The sequence below is a fragment of the Pseudoflavonifractor sp. 60 genome (assembly GCF_009911645.1).
Classification (GTDB): Bacteria; Bacillota; Clostridia; order Oscillospirales; family Oscillospiraceae; genus Lawsonibacter.
Window position 1 is genome coordinate 13,481 of sequence record NZ_QWKI01000035.1, and the last position, 17,909, is coordinate 31,389.

A 17,909-nucleotide genomic window follows, 5' to 3' on the forward strand; every position below is an offset into this window, starting at 1 on the left:
TTTAGTCCGACCACTGCCCCAGGGTGTTCGGCAGCGCCTCGATCAGGTCGGTGGGCAGCATGGCGTACTCCCCCAGCGTTTGGGCGCACAGGTCCCCCGCCGCCCCGTGGTAAAAGACGGCGTCCGCCATCAGCTCCAGGGCGTTGTCCCCCTTCCAGCGCAGGTGCTTCTGCCCCAGCAGGGCGGCGATCATTCCCGCCAGCACGTCCCCGGAACCCCCCTTGGCCATACCGGGGTTGCCGGTGGTGTTGATATAGGCGGAGCCGTCGGGGGCGGCGGTGACCGTCCCCGGACCCTTGAGCACCAGGACACAGCCGTGTTCCCTGGCAAAGTCCCGGGCAGCGGTGAGGCGGTCCTGGATGGGCAGGGGACAGCCGGTTAGCCGGGAAAACTCCCCCTCGTGGGGGGTGAGCACCGTCAGCGCCCTCCGCCTGTCCAGTACATCTATATGCCCCGACAGAGCGTTTATGCCATCGGCGTCCAGCACCACGGGGATGTCCAGCTCCTCCAGCAGGGACAGCACCAGTGCCTGCGTCTCCGGGGCTCTCCCAAGGCCGGGACCGATTACCGCAATATCGCAGCTCTTTGCCTTCTCCAGAATCAGGGAAGCATCCTCCGGCAGGGGGAAGGGCATGGCCTCGTCGCATTTTACCGCGATAATGGGGTAGATGTCTCGGGGGACCCCTAAGTACACCAGCCCCGCGCCGGTGCGCAGAGCGGCCCTTGCCGCCAGAACAGGGGCGCCGGTGAAGCCCTCGCTTCCGGCTAAAATGAAAAGTTTTCCAAAATCCCCCTTGTGGGCGCTGCGGGGGCGGCGGAGCAGGCCGATGTTGGGATGGTCCATCGTCTCCAGCCGCTGGCCCTCCCGGTACAGCCAGTGCATCGCCTCACCGGGGATGCCGATGTCCGCCGTGCGCACCTCCCCGGCCCGGGCGGCCCCCTCTCCCACGAACAGCCCCGGCTTGGGCAGGGTGAAGGTGACGGTCATTTTGGCCTGGACCGCCTCCCCCAGGATCTCCCCCGTGTCGGCGTTGACCCCGGAGGGGATATCGCAGGAGACCACCGGGCAGCGATGGCCGCTCTGCATCTGAAGAACGGCGGTGCGGAAGACCCCCTCCACCGGACGCCTCAGCCCAATGCCGAAGAGGGCGTCCACCATACAGTCGCAGGTGGACAGCCACATCAGGAGCTTCTGCTGCTCAAAATCCATGGTGGCCTCCAGGGTCTTGCGGCTGGTCATGTCCACCAGGAAGTCCTCCAGACGGCCCCCGGCGGCCAGCAGCTTTTCCTCCATGGCCCGCTCGTCGGGGGTCATTTTAGTCCGGTCCCCTACGAAGAATGCCCGGACATAACAGCCCCCCTTTTCCATCAGCAGGCGGGCGCAGGCTACCCCGTCCCCGCCGTTGTTGCCCGGGCCGCAGAAGACGGCAACCCGGGGAGTTGGGTCGGTGTTTTTGGACTCCACAATCTCCCGTATCTCGTCCACCTGACGCTGTTCCTCACCGGTGGGCGGTGTGCCGTCTTTTTTATGATGGATGATTACGCCGAAGGAGGAGGCGCAGATTGACTTGTCCGGCTGAATCAGCTCCCAGACCGCGTCCGCAACGGCCTGGGCGGCGTGTTCCATCAGTTCCAGGGAGGGCACGCCACAGTCCTCAATGGCCCGGCGGTCCAGCTCCTTCATCTGCGCGGCGGTGGCTAACTGCATCAAAATTCCTCCTTACTCCGGCATATGGCGGTAACGGCCCAACCCCAAGGCGTCGAACTCGTCCTCTCCCGGCCGGTGCCAGACACCGATTGCCCGCAGCAGACAGTTCACGGTCCCTTCGCCCTCCACTGGTCCCTGGATGATAAGGCCTCGTTCCAACAGAACCCCGGCCTGGGTCCCATAGCCCCCGGCGTAGTCAGTCTCAATGTAGGCAAGCGGTCCGGGCCAAGCGCTCCCCTCCAACGCCCAGCGGATGGCGGAGGTAAACAGCGTCAGGGGTGACGGCTCCTCCCGGTCGGGCTCGTCAAAGAGCTCAGTAATGTCGTCAAAGAGGGCGTCGGTGAGAAAAACCAGCCCGCAGTCCTGGGGCAGGTCCACAATCTCCGCCCGCACCCAGCAGTCCGCAAAGACCTGGACGGCCTCCCGCTTGCCAATAACGGCCTGAATCTGGTGGCCCATTACTTCAAAAATCCGTTGACGATCTGCTCCTCGGCCTCCTTCTCGGTGAGGCCCAGGGTCATCAGCTTGGTGAGCTGCTCCCCGGCGATTTTGCCGATGGCGGCCTCGTGGACCAGCTGGGCGTCCAGGCAGTTGGCGGTGACCTCGGGGATGGCGGAGACCACACCCTCGTCCATAATGATGGCGTCGCACTCGGAGTGGCCGTAGCAGGCGGCGTTGCCGTTGATGCGGGCCAGGAAGATCTGTTTGGACTGGTCCCGGGCCACCGAGCGGGAGATGACGTTGGTGTGACAGCCCTCCCCGTCCAGGTCCACGGTGAAGTCAGACTTGGCCAGCTGCTTCCCATGGGTCATCACCTTCTCCTTGATAATCAAGGTGGAGTTGGGGCCCAGTTTGGCGGTAGTGGTGCGGACGGTTGAGTCAACCCCCTTGATCTGGGTCGTCTCCATCTCCATATAGCTGCCCTCGTCCAGCTCCACCACGGTGGTGGGATTCATAATATTCTCGCCGGAGCCGTCCCCCTCGCCGTAGTGCTTTTCCACATAGCGGACCCGGGCGTTTCTGCCCACGTGGAAGGTGTGGATGCCCGAGTGCTCCGAGTCCTGGACCCCGCAGTTGTGAATGCCGCAGCCGGCCACAATGGTCACGTCGCTGTCCTCGCCGATGAAAAAGTCGTTGTACACCATATCGTGCAGGCCGCTCATACTCAGCACAACCGGGATGTGGACCGACTCGTTCCGGGTCCCCGGCTTGATGATAATGTCAATGCCGTCCTTGTCGGTTTTGGTGATAATGTCGATGTTGGCGGTGGTGTTCCGGCCCGCCTTCTGGCCGTTGGCCCGAATGTTGTAGGCCCCTTCGGGGACCTGATGGAGTCCGGCCACCTGCTCCAGTAAGCTCTTCTGAATTGCGTCCATCTGTATATTCTCCTTTATTTTTCTTCTCCTTCTTGTGAAAAAGAGAAGCAGAAAGAACTTCCCCTGGGCCGCGCCAGCCGCCAGAGACCTCCGGCACTCCGCACGGTTACGGGGACTTGCTGATTACACATATGTTAAAACAATACCAATCTCCGTTACCGGGTGGAGCACCTGCGAAATTGCAAATCTGTCAGAGCGAGGAAAAAGTTTCTTTTGCTTCTTTTCTTTTCAAAGAAAAGAAGGCCCGCCCGGCGAGGGCAGATCACCGCACCTTGTCCGTCAGAGCAGAGCAAACCCCCGGCGCACCCCCCAGCAGAGTAGGCAGGATGTCCTTGCGGGGGCCGTCGTTCTGGACCCGGCCCTCGGCCAGGACGATGATCCGGTCCGCAATATTCAAAATCCGCTCCTGGTGGGAGATGATCAGAATTGAGCCGTTGATCTTCTCGTGGAGATGCTCAAAGACCTGGATCAGGTTGGAGAAGGACCACAGGTCGATGCCCGCCTCCGGCTCGTCAAAGACGGACAGGGCGGTGGAGCGGGCCATAATGGTGGCGATTTCGATGCGCTTCAGCTCGCCGCCGGACAGGGAGGCGTCCACCTCCCGGTCGATATAGTCCTTGGCGCACAGCCCGACCTCGGAAAGATAGTTGCAGGCCTCGGGCACGCCGATGTTTTTGCCGCTGGCCAGGGTTATCAGGTCCTTCACCGTCAGGCCCTTAAAGCGCACCGGCTGCTGGAACGCAAAGCTGATGCCCTTCCGGGCCCGTTCGGTGATGGACAGCCCGGTGATGTCCTCTCCGTTGAAGAGGATGCGGCCCTGAGTCGGGGTGAAGATTCCGGCAATCACCTTGGCCAGGGTTGATTTGCCGCCGCCGTTGGGCCCGGTGATGGCCACGAACCGCTCGCTGATGGTGAGATTGATATCGTGCAGGATGCCCTTATTGTTGCCGTCCTGCTCTACGTTGTAGCTGATGTGCTGTAGCTCCAGCATGGGGATACCTCCCTGTTTTTTTCTCCATTATACTATAGAGCACTAATTCTGTCTACAATATTCGTCATAGACTATTTTCAGAAATTATACCCCTTTTCCTCTTGCATTACAAGATGATTTGTGATATAAATCTTATTTGTAAGAGGCCGCCGGTGTTGGCGGTCTCCTGGAAAATGCGTGGAGCGGGAAAATAGGGAATGATTCTCTGGCAGAGAGGACGGGCCGCCGGCTGAAAGCCCGTCTGAGAGAAGCCCCCTTGGTTCGCCCGGGAGCGGCCCCTGAGAGGGGGACGGCTGCCCTCCGTTATCGGGGCTTGAAGCGCCCGTGTCTATGCGGGAATGCGGGTGGTACCGCGGAGGGTTTGCCTTTCGTCCCGGCGTTGGGGACGGGGGCTTTTTTTATTGTTCCAAATCTCAATGAAAAAAGAGGTCTTAGCAATGAAAAAAATAGAAAAACTGCTGATCCTGCTGTCCCTTGCACTGTGTCTGACCGCCTGTCATACCGGCGGCGCTGGCTCAGCCAGCGCCACTGCGGATGGCTCCGCAGTGGCTGATCCCCTTCCGGCACAAACTTTAGGGAGTCAGTTTGAAGCCGCGGTCGACCCGGAGGAGCCCGCAGATGTGTCCTCCTCCGCTGACGCATCCCTGTCTGCGCCCCAGCCCGACGCTTCCCAGCCTGACTCCTCTCAGTCTGCGCCCCAGCCCGACGCCTCTCAGCCTGTCTCCCAGCCCGACGCCTCTCAGTCCGCGCTCCAGACGGATTCCGAGCCTCAGCCCGTCCAGCCTCAGGAGCCGGCGAAGAAGAACTACAAGCTGTACGTGCTCATGTACCACCACTTTGTGGAGGAGGGGGCGAAGTGCAACCCCTGGATCCTCACCGACGTGCGCTTTCGGGAGGACCTGCAGTGGCTGGCCGACCACAACTATACCACCGTCCTGCCCAGCGAGCTGGCGGCGGGCCAGCCTCTGCCGGCGCGGGCGGTGATGATTACCATGGACGACGGCTATGCCAGCAACTACCGGCTGGCCTTCCCGCTGCTCCAGGAGTTCCAGGCCAAAGCGGTGATCTCCCTCATAACCCAGTACACGCAGGACGAGGATCCCCTCTATCTCACCTGGGATATGTGCCGGGAGATGGCCGATTCCGGCTTGGTGGAGTTCGGCTCCCACACCCACGCCTCTCACGGCGAGGGTGAGTGCGGGATCAAACGGCACAAGGGGGAGAGCCGGGAGGAGTATGAGGCGCGGATCCTTCCGGATATCCAAACCAGCATCGACCTGATAACGGAACACCTGGGGACGGCTCCCCAGCTCTTCACCTATCCCAACGGCATCAAGGACTCCTGGGCCGCCGGATTTATTCAGGAACACTTTGCCATCACCCTCACGACCGTATGGGGACACTGTGACATCTCCAAGGGATTGTACAGTATGCAGAGGTACAACGTGTCCATGGACGGTTCCCTCAGCGATATCCTGCCGGCTTAAAGGAGTGTTTGCCATGCAGCTGGATACCAGTCTTCTCAAGTGGACCCGGCAGCCCCGGAGCTGTACCATAAACCCCGACAAAATAGAAATCGTTACCGCCCCTCACACCGACCTGTGGCAGCGGACCTACTACCACTTCCGCAACGACAGCGCCCCGGTGCTCCAGATGACGACCCGGGAGAAATTTTTCTCCTTTGTGGTGCGGACCCAATTTGACGGCAGGCGCCGCTTCGACCAGTGCGGCGTGGTGGTCTACCTGGACAGTGAGAACTGGCTGAAGGCCTCCGTGGAGTACGAAAACGAGACCTTCCAGCACCTGGGCAGCGTGGTCACCAACGGCGGCTGGTCCGACTGGGCCACCACCGAGATCAACGCCTCCGTCCGGTCCATGTGGTACCGGCTGAGCCGCAGAGAGGACGATTTCTGCATTGAGTGCTCCCGGGACGGGACCGTCTTTCAGCAGATGCGGGTCTGTCACCTCCAGGCCGCCCAGGGGGAGATATCCTTCGGCGTCTACGCCTGCAGTCCGGAGGACTCCTCCTTCACCGCCGTCCTGACCCATATGGCCCTGCTCCCCTGCCAGTGGGGGGCCCACGACGGCCAGCCTCCGGACGCGGACCTGTGAGAGGAGAGGACGATGGAACAAAAACAGAACGCCCACTGCGGGGAACGGAGCTGGCCAAGGCAAAGAATGCGGCCAGCTACGGCAGGCTCTGCCGCTATGACAGCCTTTTTGCCAACGGCAGGCCCGTGTTTTACCTGATCTGCCTGCGCTGCGGCACGGTGGTCCGCTCCTTTGTGGAGGACCCCGCATATTTCAAATCCAAAATCAAATAAGGAGTTTTACCAATGAAAGAACAGCTGGCAAAAATCAAAAGTGAGGCCCTGGCCGCATTTGACCAGGTGGCCGCCCCTGCCGCCCTGGATGAGCTGCGGGTGAAATACCTGGGCAAGAAGGGGGAGCTTACCGCCGTCTTGAAGCAGATGGGCCGCCTGTCCGCCGAGGAGCGCCCCGCCATGGGACAGCTGGCCAACGAGGTCCGCGCCGCCCTGGAGAGCGCCATCGAGTCCGCCTCCCAGAAGCTGGAGGCCGCCGCTCTGGAGGCCCGGCTGAAGGCGGAGGCCCTGGACGTCACCGTCCCCGGCAAAGCCCCCAAGCTGGGGCACAAGCACCCCATGTATATCGCTCTGGACGAGATCAAGAACATCTTTGTGGGCATGGGCTTCACTGTGCTGGACGGCCCTGAGATCGAGCTGGCCGAGCTTAACTTCGACCGCCTCAACGCCGAGGAGGGCCACCCCAGCCGGGACTGGTCGGACACCTTCTACTTCGACCAGGACAGCCGGGTGATGCTCCGCAGCCAGACCTCTCCCATGCAGGTGCGGGCTATGGACTCCATGCCCCTGGCCATCCGCATTATCGCCCCCGGACGGGTGTACCGCAAGGACGAGGTGGACGCCACCCACTCCCCCATGTTCCACCAGGTGGAGGGAATGGTCATTGACAAGAACGTCACCATGGCCGACTTGAAGGGGACCCTGAACCTGCTGGCCGAGGAGCTGTTTGGCAAGGGCACCGTGACCCGCTTCCGCCCCCACCACTTCCCCTTCACCGAGCCCTCCTGTGAGATGGACGTGCAGTGCCACAAGTGCGGCGGCGCGGGCTGCCCCACCTGTAAGGGCGAGGGCTGGATCGAGCTGCTGGGCGCGGGGATGATTCACCCCAATGTGCTGCGCATGGCCAACATCGACCCGGAGGAGTGGTCCGGCTGGGCCTTCGGCATGGGCCTGGAGCGCACCGCTATGCGCCGGTTCAAGATCGCCGACCTGCGTCTGATCTTCGAGAACGATGTGCGGTTTTTGGAGCAGTTTTGATAGAGGCACGGCACATGGCAGACTATGTTCAGTGCTTCCCCCTTGAGGAAAAAATAGAGGTCCTCTTAGGTGTTGAGCATGAGAAAATCCTTGCCCTCGGTGAAAAAATGAACGCCGTATGTGAGGATGCCTATATGAACGGCTACAACTGGGAGGCTCTTTTTCAGTATTATCTGGAGCAGAATGATCCAGACATCCTGACAGACATGGAGACGGACCCGGAGGCAGGGATGTATGTGGCCTATTGGCCTCTGACAGCAGAAAACGAAGCTAGGGCGAAGCGCTTCGAGGATATCATCCGCGCCCTGGCGGAAGACGAAGAAGCCCTCTGCCGCCTGGTCCGGGAACACGGCGGCGAGATTGAGTGGGACTGACGCTCACTTTCACTATAAAACGAGGAGTTTTGAATATGAATCTATCCAGAAAATGGCTCAACGAGTTTGTCGAGATTGACGCCGGCGACCGGGAGTTCGCCGAAGCTATGACCCTCTCCGGCTCCAAGGTGGAGCTGACCCACGACATGGGCGGGGAAATTTCCAACGTCGTCGTAGGACGCATTGAGAAGATGGAGCGCCACCCCGACTCCGACCATATGTGGGTGTGCCAGCTGGACGTGGGCAGGGAGGAGCCCGTCCAGATTGTCACCGGGGCCTGGAACATCCACGCAGGCGACCTGGTGCCCGTGGCCCTGCACAAGTCCACTCTGCCCGGGGGCAAGAAGATTGAGAAGGGCAAGCTGCGGGGGGTGCTGTCCAACGGGATGCTGTGCTCCCTGAAGGAGCTGGGCCTGGACGAGCGGGACTTCCCCTACGGCGTCATCACCGCCGCCGCCCTGCTCAACGACTACCACCCCATCGACCCGGACAAGCCCTCCATCCCGGCGGAGCTTGAGCTGGGACACAAAATTTTCGGCTCCGTGGTGGCCGCCGGAGCGGGTGAGGTGAAATCCCTGGGGGACGGCCGCTGGTCGGTGGCCCTGGTCTGGGCGGAGGACGGACAGCCTGTGGGCACCACTGTGGAAACCCAGTGCCAAAACATCCACGCCATGGACCTGGTGGCCTTCAACACCAAGACCCGGACCATCTGCACCCTGGCCGACCTCCACGCCGAGCAGAAGGAGTTCCCCCACTGCATCCCCGACGGCATCTTCGTCCTCCAGGAGGACTGCAAGCCGGGGGACGACATTAAGACGGTCACCGGCCTGGATGACCACGTGGTGGAGTTTGAAATCACACCCAACCGCCCCGACTGCCTTAGCGTCATCGGTCTGGCCCGGGAGGCGGCGGCCACCTTCAACAAGCCCTGCCGCTTCCACCAGCCGGTGGTCAAGGGCGGGGCGGAGGGTGTCCTCCCCGAGCTGCTGGATGTGGAGACCCCCGACCCCGAGCTGTGCCCCCGGTACACCGCCCGGATGGTGCGCAATGTAAAAATCGGCCCCTCTCCCAAGTGGATGCGGGAGCGGCTTCGGGCTATGGGAGTGCGGCCCATCAACAACATTGTGGATATCACCAACTACGTCATGCTGGAGTACGGTCAGCCCATGCACGCCTTTGACTACCGCTATGTGAAGGGCGGAAAGATCATTGTCCGCCGGGCCCAGGACGGGGAGGAGCTTACGACTCTGGATGGAAACGTCCGCAAGCTCAACTCCAATATGCTGGTTATCGCCGATGACACCCGGGCGGTGGGTCTGGCCGGTATTATGGGCGGTCTGAACTCCGAGATTGTAGAGGACACGGTGGACGTGGTCTTTGAATCCGCCAACTTCGACGGCACCACCATCCGCAAGACCGCCCTGGCCCTGGGAATGCGTACCGAGGCCAGCGCCAAGTTTGAAAAGGGGCTAGATATCCTCAACACCCTCCCCGCTGTGAACCGGGCCTGTGAGCTGGTGGAGCTGCTGGGGGCCGGTGAGGTGCTGGACGGGGTCATCGACATTCTCAACTACGTCCCCCAGCCCACCGTTTTGAAGCTGGAGCCGGACAAGATCAACGCCCTGCTGGGTACCGACGTGTCGGAGAATGTGATGTACACAACCCTCCAGAAGCTGGGCTTTGAGACCACCAAAACCCGGGGCATGATGAAGGTCCCCTCCTGGCGGGGGGACGTGAAGGAGATGGCCGACCTGGCCGAGGAGGTGGCCCGGTTCTTCGGCTACAACAACATCCCAACAACCCTCATGCGGGGCCAGACCACTCTGGGGGGCTACAGCGAGGAACAGAAGCTGGAGCAGAAGCTGGGGGAGGTCTGCCGGGCCTACGGCTACGACGAGATCATCACCTACTCCTTTATCTCCCCCACCTGGTACGACAAGATCGGCTGGCCTGCGGACGACTTCCACCGCAAATCCTTCAAAATCCTGAACCCCCTGGGGGAGGACACCTCCATCATGCGCACCACCACCCTGCCCTCCATGCTGGACATTCTGGCCCGGAATTACAACTACCGGAACAAGGACGTGCGCCTGTACGAGCTGGGCCGCATCTACCTGCCCGGCGGGGAGGACGGCCTGGCGGTTGAAAACAAGGTGCTCACCCTGGGGGCTTACGGCGAGGGCTTCGACTTCTACGACCTGAAAGGGGCCGTGGAGGCCATCCTGAGAGAGATCCGGGCAGAGGATGTCGGATTTAAGGGTTGGCGCATTGGCGGCAACGCCTACCACTCCGGCCGCTTCGCCACCGTGTGGGTGGGCGGCACGGAGGTGGGCCGCATGGGCCAGATTCACCCCAACGTGGCCAAGAACTTCGGCGTGGACACCGAACTGTACTGCGCCGAGCTGGACTTCGACGAGCTGATGAACGCCAAAGGGACTGACCCGGAGTATGTCCCCCTGCCCAAGTTCCCCTCGGTAACCCGGGACATCGCCGTGGTGTGCGGCGAGGCGGTCACAGTGGGGGCCCTGGAGAAAGCTATCCGCAAGGGGGCCCAGGGGCTGCTCAAGGAGGTTTCCCTCTTCGATATCTACCGGGGCAAGGGCATTGACGAGGGCAAAAAGTCGGTGGCCTTCAACCTGGTCCTCCGGGCGGAGGACCGCTCCCTCACCTCCGAAGAGGCAGACGAGGATGTGAAGTCCATTCTGGCCGCCCTGGAGCGGGAGTGCGGAGCCAAGCTGCGGTAAGGAGGATGGTTTATGATCCGATTTGAATGCGACTATACCACCGGGGCCCACCCCAAAATTCTGGAGGCCCTGGTGAACACCAACGGTGAGGCAACCCCCGGCTATGGGGTTGATCTCCACTGCGAGCGGGCCAGGGCCATGCTTCGGGAGCTGTGTCAGGCTCCGGAGGCGGGGGTCCACTTCCTGGTGGGGGGCACCCAGGCCAACACCACCATCATCGCCGCCGCCCTCCGCCCTCACCAGGGGGTGCTGTGCGCCGGGACCGGCCATATCAACGTCCATGAGACCGGAGCCATCGAGTCCACCGGACATAAGGTGCTGGCCCTGCCCTCCAGCGACGGCAAAATCACCGCCGGACAGATTGACAAATACTGTCAGGCCCACTATGACGACCCCGCCTGGGAGCACATGGTCCAGCCGGGGATGGTCTACCTGTCCCTGCCCACCGAGGTAGGGACGGTGTACACCCTGGCTGAGCTGGAGGAGATCGCGGAAAACTGCCGCCGGTGGAAGCTGCCCCTCTTTGTGGACGGGGCCAGGCTGGCGGCCGGTTTGGCGGCGTCCGACGTGACCCTGCCCGACCTGGCCCGGCTGTGCGACGTGTTCTACCTGGGGGGCACCAAGGCGGGCCTCCTCTTCGGCGAGGCGGTGGTCATTCCCAACCCCAACCTGAACCACGACTTTCGCTACCTCATCAAGCAGCACGGCGGGATGCTGGCCAAGGGGCGGCTGCTGGGGGTCCAGTTTGAGGCCTTCCTCCAGGACGGGCTGTTTCTGGAGATCGGCAGGCAGGAGGTGGCCCAGGCCCTGCGCATTCGGGATGCCTTCCTGGCCCGGGGCTGCGCCCTGTTTATGGACTCACCCACCAACCAGCAGTTCCCCATTCTGTCCAACGGCGCGGTGTCTGTGCTGGGGACCAAGTACTCCTTTGAGGTCTGGGAAAAGATCGACCAGGCCCACACCGCCGTCCGCTTCTGCACCTCCTGGTCCACCACCGACGCCGACGTGGATGCGCTGATTGCCGATATTCAGCGGTTGTAATGACAGGGGCGGCCTACGGCCGCCCCTGTCTTCATAAAAATTTAAGGATTTTGTCCTGCTTTTTGTAAGAAATCCCTGCTATACTGGGATACGGCGGGTCAGAATCGTCCCGCGTTACATAATCCACGGGAGGTCATACCCATGAAAAAATTTTTCTCTCTGCTGCTGGCCCTGATTCTGCTGCTGCCCGGGTGCGCCGGAAAACAGAATGAGACCACCACACAGCCCTGCGAGGTCATAGCCCGGGTCATGTGGTTCGGTGCGCCCGAGGCCGCTGAGGGCATCGACCTCTTTCGCTGGTATCTCTATGACGGGATGAAGCAACAGGGCTTTGGCGAGGAAGATGAGTACTACAGTGACGAGGAGATGAATGCTCTTCTCTCCGACCTCTACGGCCTGGAGGACCTGAAGTGGTTCGACGCCGCCTTTGTCCGCATGGAGGGGGCCCGAGCCTTTGAGCTGGCCGTCCTCTCGGTGCCCAGGGAGGAGCAAAAGACCGTTGTGACCGCCTTTCAGGAGCACCTGCTGGACCGGCAGGGGGACTTCACCGGCTACGAGCCCGAACAGGCCGCTCTGGTGGAGAACGGCAAGGTCCTCACCTGCGGTCAGGAGGTGGCCTTGATCATCTGCGAGGACGTACGAAACGTCCGACAGGCCTTTGAACGCTGCTATGGCGACGGCATCTTCGCCGAGGGGGTCCCGGAGTTTCTCCGCCCTGAGCCAGAACAGCGTCCCGACGGGCGCTATGTCTATACAGACCCCAAGAGCGACGACATGACCCTCTTTGACAGCTCCGCCATCCTGGACGCCTGGGAGAGCGGGGACGACTCCCGGCTGTCCAGGGAGGACAAACGGGTACTGGACGCCGCCGCCCGGGTACTGGAGGAGTGGACCCGGCCGGGCATGAGCGATTATGACAAGGAGCTGGCCCTCTACGCCTGGCTGACAACCCACGTCAGCTACGACCAGACCCACTACGAGAAAAAAGGGGTGCCCCGCACCTCCTATGAGCCCTACGGCCCGCTGGTAAACGGCAAGGGGGTCTGCCTGGGTTACGCCGAGACCTTCCGCCTGCTGATGGATATGGCGGGCATCGAGTGCATTACCGTCACCGGGGCGGCCTTCCGGAACCGGGAAAATCACGCCTGGAACATGGTGCGCCTCAACGGGGAGTGGTACTGCACGGACCCCACCTGGGACCACAACGACTTTGACGGCGGATTCCAGGAGTACCAGGAGCTGGGATTGGACCAATTTCTCTCCTATTTCAACGTCACCAGTGACCTTATGGCCCACACCGACCACCAGTGGGACTACGACAGCGTCCCCGAGGCCACGGCGGAGGACGGCGGACAGATATTGACAACTGAGGCGGGAAATTGATACAATACTCCCAGCCCCCGGCTTTGGGGCCGTCAGGAGTGTGGATATGTCCAAACAGGAAAAGCTGCTCAGCCGCAAAAAACGGCTGCTGGAGATTATAGAGGTGGGGGCCGCAGAGGACCTGACCAGCCGTCTGTATGACATTTTGAATTCCCTAGCCATTGTGGTCAACCTGACGGTAAGCATCCTCTATACCTTTGTGGAGCTGCGGGGGCAGTATGGCTCTTGGCTGACCGCCGTGGAGGGAGTCACAGTGGCCTTCTTCGCCGTGGACTACTGCCTGCGGCTGTGGACCTCCCCCTGCCTGCACCCCAAGCTGGCCCCCGGCAAGGCGGCGGTGAAGTATATCTGTTCCTTCAGCGGCATTGTGGACCTTCTCTCCTTCCTGCCCTACTACCTGCCTGTGTTTTTTCCCTCGGGGACGGTGGCCTTCCGGATGTTCCGGGTCATGCGTATTTTCCGGCTGTTCCGCATCAACGCCTACTATGACTCCCTGAATGTGATCACGGAGGTCATTGCTAGCAAGCGCCAGCAACTCATGTCCTCAGTGTTTATTATCCTGATCCTGATGCTGGCCTCCAGCCTGTGTATGTACAGTCTGGAGCATGAGGCCCAGCCGGAGGTGTTTACCAACGCCTTTTCCGGTATCTGGTGGTCCATGTCAACCCTGCTCACGGTGGGCTATGGGGATATCTACCCCATTACGACCCTGGGAAAGCTCTTTGGCATCGGCATCGCCTTTCTAGGCGTAGGGATCGTGGCCATTCCCACCGGCATTATCTCCGCCGGCTTCGTAGACCAGTACTCCCGCATCAAGCGCATCAGCGAGTACGCCCACGAGGCCGATATCCACTTCATCAAGGTCCATCTCTCCTCCAAGGACCCCTGGGCCCGGCAGACCATCCAGGAGCTGGGTCTGCCCGCCGGCATTATTGTGGCCGCCATCCAGCGGGACGAGGGGATCATTGTCCCCAGAGGGGGCGTGGCGCTCCTCCCCGGCGACACCCTGGTGCTGGGGGCCGAGTCCATGGGGGACGACCGGCATATCGACCTGAAGGAGGTGGTCCTGCGCAGGCAGCATCCCTGGAACGGCCTGCGCATTCGGGACCTGGATATCTCCCGGCAGACCATTATCATTATGGTCAAGCGCAGAGGAAGGGTTCTGATCCCCAACGGCGATTTGACGCTGAAGGAGGGGGACCGGATCATCCTCTACTCCCAGAGCTACATCCGTGCCGACAGTACAATTGAGGTGTGAAAAAAAGGGGCTGTTACCAGCTCCTTTTTCATATTTTTGCAGTTGTTATCATAGTGTGGGCCGGAGGTGATTTGATGAAGAAAATAACGCTGGTGTTAGAGAGGGGCGAGCCCATCCCTCCTGCGAGACGATCCGCCGGACTGTCACAGCCTGGCTCACAAAAGAACTCCGAAAATAATGCCTTTGCTGTTTTGCCGGCAAAGGCATTGTCATGTTCATTCTCGCGGCTGTGCCTTGAGGGAGGCGCCGCAACGATACACAACTGAGCAAGGAGGACCAGCGGGCGCAGTCAGGCGTCCGAACTGTCTCCCCGGGCCGTGCGGACAATCTCCCCAACTCCGCTCAGGATCATGGAGGGGCGGTAGGAGAAGGTTTTCAGCGTCTCCGGCGTGGAGATGCCCGAAAGGACCAGCACGGTTGACATACCGCTCTCCAGGCCGGAGATCACATCGGTGTCCATCCGGTCGCCCACCATCACCGCGTCCTCGGAGTGACATTTCAGCAGACGCAGGCCGGTGCGCATCATCAGCGGATTGGGCTTGCCGCAGAAATAGGCCCTGGTGCCGGTGGCCATCTCAATGGGAGCCACCAGAGCGCCGCAGGCCGGAATGGTGGTGTGCTCCCCCGGGGCTGAAACGTCCGAGTTGGCCCCAATCAGCTTGGCCCCACCCAGAACCAGGTTAATGGCCTTAGTCACCGTCTCCAGAGAGTAGGACTTGCTCTCACCCACCACCACATAGTCCGGGTCCACATCGTTCATGGTGATGCCCACATCGTAAAGGGCGTTGAGCAGTCCGGCCTCTCCAATCACATAGGCGGAGCAGCCCGGCGCCTGCGCCTTCAGAAAGGCCGCTGTGGCCAGGGCGCTGGTGTAAAAGTGCTCCTCCGGGACGTCCAGCCCCATGCGGCCCAGCTTCTGCTGGAGTTCCCGGGGAGTGGAGCCGCTGTTGTTGGTCAAAAAAAGGTAGGACTTTTTCTCCTCGTGGAGCCACCGGAGAAACTCCGGAACGCCGGGCAGAAGTTGATTGCCGTGGTAGATAACACCGTCCATGTCGCAGATAAAGCCCTTTTTCTTCTGAAAGTCAATGGAATACATAATCATTTCCCCATTTCTGTCCCGCTGTTCCCAGTGGGCATTGTATTCCCCGCCAGTATATCAAATTGCGGGGAACTGTGCAAGCGGCATGAGGATCCAAGGCGCTCCAGTGGGCACACTGGGGGCTCACAGGTCCCTCAGCAGCGCCAGCAGCCTTTCCCGCTGGTTGGGCAGTTCCCCGCTGACCACCCGCTCCAGCAGTCCGCTGAGTACCCGGCCCACCTCCGGCCCTGGAGCAATCCCTGCCGCAATCACATCCCGGCCGTTTACCGCCAGGTCCTTTAGAGAGAAGCACTGCCCCTGGGCTACAATCTTCTCCGCCAGCGCCCTCATCTCCTCCAGCTCCGCCAGACGGCCCTGCACCTTTTCATAGGCCTGCCCCATGGCGTCCGCCCGCTTCACCGCCAGCAGCTGAAAAAACCGCTCCGGGCCCAGGCGGCCCAGCCACCTGCGGATGGAGCTCTCCCGAAGAGGGATCTGCACGTCGTGGTATTCCACCAGCGTGACCACCTGTTTTCGGGTCTCGTTGTCGAATTTCAGCGCCCGGAGCATCCCCTTTGCCAGCTCCGCGCTGACAGCCGGGTGGCCGTAGAAGTGGTCGATCCCATTCTCATCGGTCGTCTTGCAGCCGGGCTTGCCAATGTCGTGAAGGAGCACAGCCAGCCGCAGCACGGTCTGCGCCGGGACCGCCTCCACCGCATGAATGGTGTGCTCCCAGCCGCCCCAGCAGTGCCAAGGGGTGTTCTGCTCCAGTGCCACCAGAGGCTCCAGCTCCGGCCAGAAGACACACAGCACATCGGGGTATTGCCGCAAAATCTCCCCCGCCTGCTCCCCCTCCAGCAGTCTGCACAGCTCCACATTGATCCGCTCCGCCGCCACGTGCTCCAGTACGTGGCGGTTTTCATGGATGGCTCTGGCCGTTTTCTCCTCCACCTGGCAGCCGAACACCGCTCCAAAGCGCAGCGCCCGCATGACGCGCAGGCCGTCCTCCTGGAAGCGCTGAGCAGGGTCGCCCACGCAGCGGAGCAGGCCGGCCCGGATATCCTTCTCTCCGCCGAAGGGGTCCCGGATATCCCCGTCCAGCCCCAGGGCGATGGCGTTCATGGTGAAATCCCGTCGGGCCAGGTCGGCCTCCAGGCTGGCGACAAAGCGCACATAGTCCGGGCGGCGGCTGTCGGAGTAGGGGCCTTCGGTGCGGTAGGTGGTGACCTCGTAGGCCTCGCCCCCCTCCAAAATGGTGACGGTGCCGTGCTGGAGGCCGGCTTCAATGATCCGCCGGCCGGCAAAACAGGCCTCCGTCTCCTCCGGGCGGGCGGAGGTGCAGATGTCCCAGTCGTGGGGCGGCACACCTCGGAGCAGGTCCCGAACACAGCCCCCCACCAGCCAGGCCTCATAGCCCGCGCCGGTGAGGGTTTTCAAAATATACTCTGCCCCAGAGGGAATCTCAAAATTCATCCAACTGCCTCCTGATGAAAAAGCGGGCCTTCGAAAGCCCGCTGGTGTTATCGCAGATCCAGGTCCAGATCCACATTTCCTTCGATACCGTCCACCTGGCCGGTGTGGGTGTACTGCCACAGGTCAAAGTGGTAGTAGAAATCCGGTTTGGTGTCGTACTCCGCCAGCCACAGGTTATACTCCGTCAGCTCCCGCAGGTCGTAGCGCAGATAGCCCAGGCTCTGGTTGAAGTAGACCGCCGGCTGAAGTCCCGCGTCCCGCACCCGCTCGCAGAAGGCGGCGGCACACTGGGTCAGCGTATCGTTATCCAGGCCGTCGGTGCGGGCGTTGCTGCCGGCGGAGATGGGTTCCCAGTCGAAAGCCAGGGGCCAGGTAATCTCATAGCCCTCTATCGCGCTGAGTACATAGTCCGCCTCCTGCCGGGCCTCCTGGGGAGTGATGGCCTGGGAGAAGAAATAGACGCCCACATCCAATCCGGCGCTGGTGGCCCCCCGCAGGTTCTGCTCAAAGGTCTGGTCCAGGAAGAGCCCGCCCTCGGTATAGCCCCGGTAGCCCACCCGGAGGATGGCAAAGTCAATGCCGTCTGCGGCTACGGCGGCCCAGTCGATCTCCTGCTGATAGGCGGACACATCAATCCCCGTTTTTGCCCGCTTCCCGTCCTTCTCGTAGGTGACCCGTCCCTTTTCATCCAGGGAGAAGGCGTTCCGGTCGTAGGGGTTCAGGGGCATTCCGTCCAGCGGGGTCATCACCCGGTCGCCAAACTGGAAGGTGACGGGTTCCTCCGGCGGGGCAGGGGGCTCCTCCGGCTCCGTCCGCAGGGTGAAAAACAGCGCCGCGCAGGCCACAATCAGTGCCGCAGCGGAAATCACCAGGGACAGTATACTCAGGCCGTTTCCGCCCCTGCGGGCAGACTGCCGCGGTCTGTGGGGCAGCGCCTCCTGGTGGCGGCGGGGCCGGGGTTCGACGGGGGGCGGGGTCTCCTCCTGGGGTTTCCTTTCTTCGGGATACTCGTTCATAGGCGGCGTCCTCCCTGTTTCGACAGTTTTCTTGTGTCCTCTATTGTACCATAGGAGACGAGACGCCGCAAGAGAAAACCCACACCAAAATGCTCGGTGCGGGCC

16 protein-coding genes are annotated in these 17,909 nt (G+C 61.7%); 9 read left to right on the plus strand and 7 right to left on the minus strand.

Features of this window, described 5'->3' with window-relative positions; genetic code table 11:
* Position 1: 1 nt before the first annotated feature.
* From D1646_RS04185 to D1646_RS04200, 4 genes are all read right to left on the minus strand, one after another.
* Positions 2-1,708 carry an NAD(P)H-hydrate dehydratase gene (locus tag D1646_RS04185; protein ID WP_160635243.1) on the minus strand — a complete coding sequence of 569 codons (1,707 nt, stop codon included), beginning with the start codon at positions 1,706-1,708 and terminating at the stop codon, positions 2-4.
* A 12-nt stretch (positions 1,709-1,720) separates the two neighbouring features.
* A complete protein-coding gene (locus D1646_RS04190; RefSeq protein WP_160635244.1) occupies positions 1,721-2,167 on the minus strand; it encodes a hypothetical protein in 447 nt (148 codons plus the stop codon).
* Positions 2,167-3,084 (minus strand): SufD family Fe-S cluster assembly protein, encoded by a 918-nt coding sequence (locus D1646_RS04195; protein WP_160635245.1) that lies wholly within the window; start codon positions 3,082-3,084, stop codon positions 2,167-2,169. Before D1646_RS04195 ends, D1646_RS04190 begins: the two co-directional genes overlap by 1 nt.
* Positions 3,085-3,346: 262 nt before the next feature.
* Complete coding sequence (locus tag D1646_RS04200; protein WP_160635246.1) at positions 3,347-4,075, minus strand: ATP-binding cassette domain-containing protein; 729 nt, start codon at positions 4,073-4,075, stop codon at positions 3,347-3,349.
* Between the two features lie 437 nt (positions 4,076-4,512).
* Between D1646_RS04200 and D1646_RS04205 the strand changes: the two genes are divergently transcribed.
* The 9 genes from D1646_RS04205 (at position 4,513) to D1646_RS04245 (ending at position 14,237) form a co-directional block, all read left to right on the plus strand.
* Positions 4,513-5,562, plus strand: a complete 1,050-nt coding sequence (locus D1646_RS04205) for a polysaccharide deacetylase family protein (RefSeq protein WP_160635247.1) — start codon at positions 4,513-4,515, stop codon at positions 5,560-5,562.
* 13 nt (positions 5,563-5,575) lie between these two features.
* On the plus strand, positions 5,576-6,187 hold the full coding sequence (locus D1646_RS04210) for a DUF1349 domain-containing protein (RefSeq protein WP_160635248.1): 612 nt from the start codon (positions 5,576-5,578) through the stop codon (positions 6,185-6,187).
* Positions 6,184-6,399 carry a hypothetical protein gene (locus D1646_RS04215; protein ID WP_160635249.1) on the plus strand — a complete coding sequence of 72 codons (216 nt, stop codon included), beginning with the start codon at positions 6,184-6,186 and terminating at the stop codon, positions 6,397-6,399. Before D1646_RS04210 ends, D1646_RS04215 begins: the two co-directional genes overlap by 4 nt.
* 12 nt (positions 6,400-6,411) lie before the next feature.
* Complete coding sequence (pheS, locus tag D1646_RS04220) at positions 6,412-7,437, plus strand: phenylalanine--tRNA ligase subunit alpha (RefSeq protein ID WP_160635250.1); 1,026 nt, start codon at positions 6,412-6,414, stop codon at positions 7,435-7,437.
* Between the two features lie 14 nt (positions 7,438-7,451).
* Positions 7,452-7,811 (plus strand): Imm51 family immunity protein, encoded by a 360-nt coding sequence (locus D1646_RS04225; protein WP_160635251.1) that lies wholly within the window; start codon positions 7,452-7,454, stop codon positions 7,809-7,811.
* Between the two features lie 35 nt (positions 7,812-7,846).
* Positions 7,847-10,555 (plus strand): phenylalanine--tRNA ligase subunit beta, encoded by a 2,709-nt coding sequence (pheT, locus tag D1646_RS04230; protein ID WP_160635252.1) that lies wholly within the window; start codon positions 7,847-7,849, stop codon positions 10,553-10,555.
* 12 nt (positions 10,556-10,567) lie between these two features.
* Positions 10,568-11,596, plus strand: coding sequence for an aminotransferase class I/II-fold pyridoxal phosphate-dependent enzyme (locus tag D1646_RS04235; RefSeq protein WP_160635253.1), 1,029 nt, complete (start codon positions 10,568-10,570; stop codon positions 11,594-11,596).
* A 141-nt stretch (positions 11,597-11,737) separates the two neighbouring features.
* Positions 11,738-12,979 carry a transglutaminase domain-containing protein gene (locus D1646_RS04240; RefSeq protein WP_160635254.1) on the plus strand — a complete coding sequence of 414 codons (1,242 nt, stop codon included), beginning with the start codon at positions 11,738-11,740 and terminating at the stop codon, positions 12,977-12,979.
* Positions 12,980-13,025: 46 nt separating this feature from the next.
* Complete coding sequence (locus tag D1646_RS04245; protein WP_160635255.1) at positions 13,026-14,237, plus strand: ion transporter; 1,212 nt, start codon at positions 13,026-13,028, stop codon at positions 14,235-14,237.
* A gap of 289 nt (positions 14,238-14,526) precedes the next feature.
* On the opposite strand, the gene D1646_RS04250 is transcribed toward D1646_RS04245, so the two are convergent.
* The 3 genes from D1646_RS04250 to D1646_RS04260 form a co-directional block, all read right to left on the minus strand.
* Positions 14,527-15,333, minus strand: a complete 807-nt coding sequence (locus D1646_RS04250) for an HAD-IIA family hydrolase (protein WP_243154013.1) — start codon at positions 15,331-15,333, stop codon at positions 14,527-14,529.
* A 126-nt stretch (positions 15,334-15,459) separates the two neighbouring features.
* On the minus strand, positions 15,460-16,788 hold the full coding sequence (locus D1646_RS04255; protein ID WP_160635256.1) for an HD domain-containing protein: 1,329 nt from the start codon (positions 16,786-16,788) through the stop codon (positions 15,460-15,462).
* 47 nt (positions 16,789-16,835) lie between these two features.
* Positions 16,836-17,804: a glycoside hydrolase family 25 protein gene (locus tag D1646_RS04260; protein ID WP_160635257.1), complete on the minus strand. Its 969-nt coding sequence runs from the start codon at positions 17,802-17,804 to the stop codon at positions 16,836-16,838.
* Between the last annotated feature and the right edge of the window lie 105 nt (positions 17,805-17,909).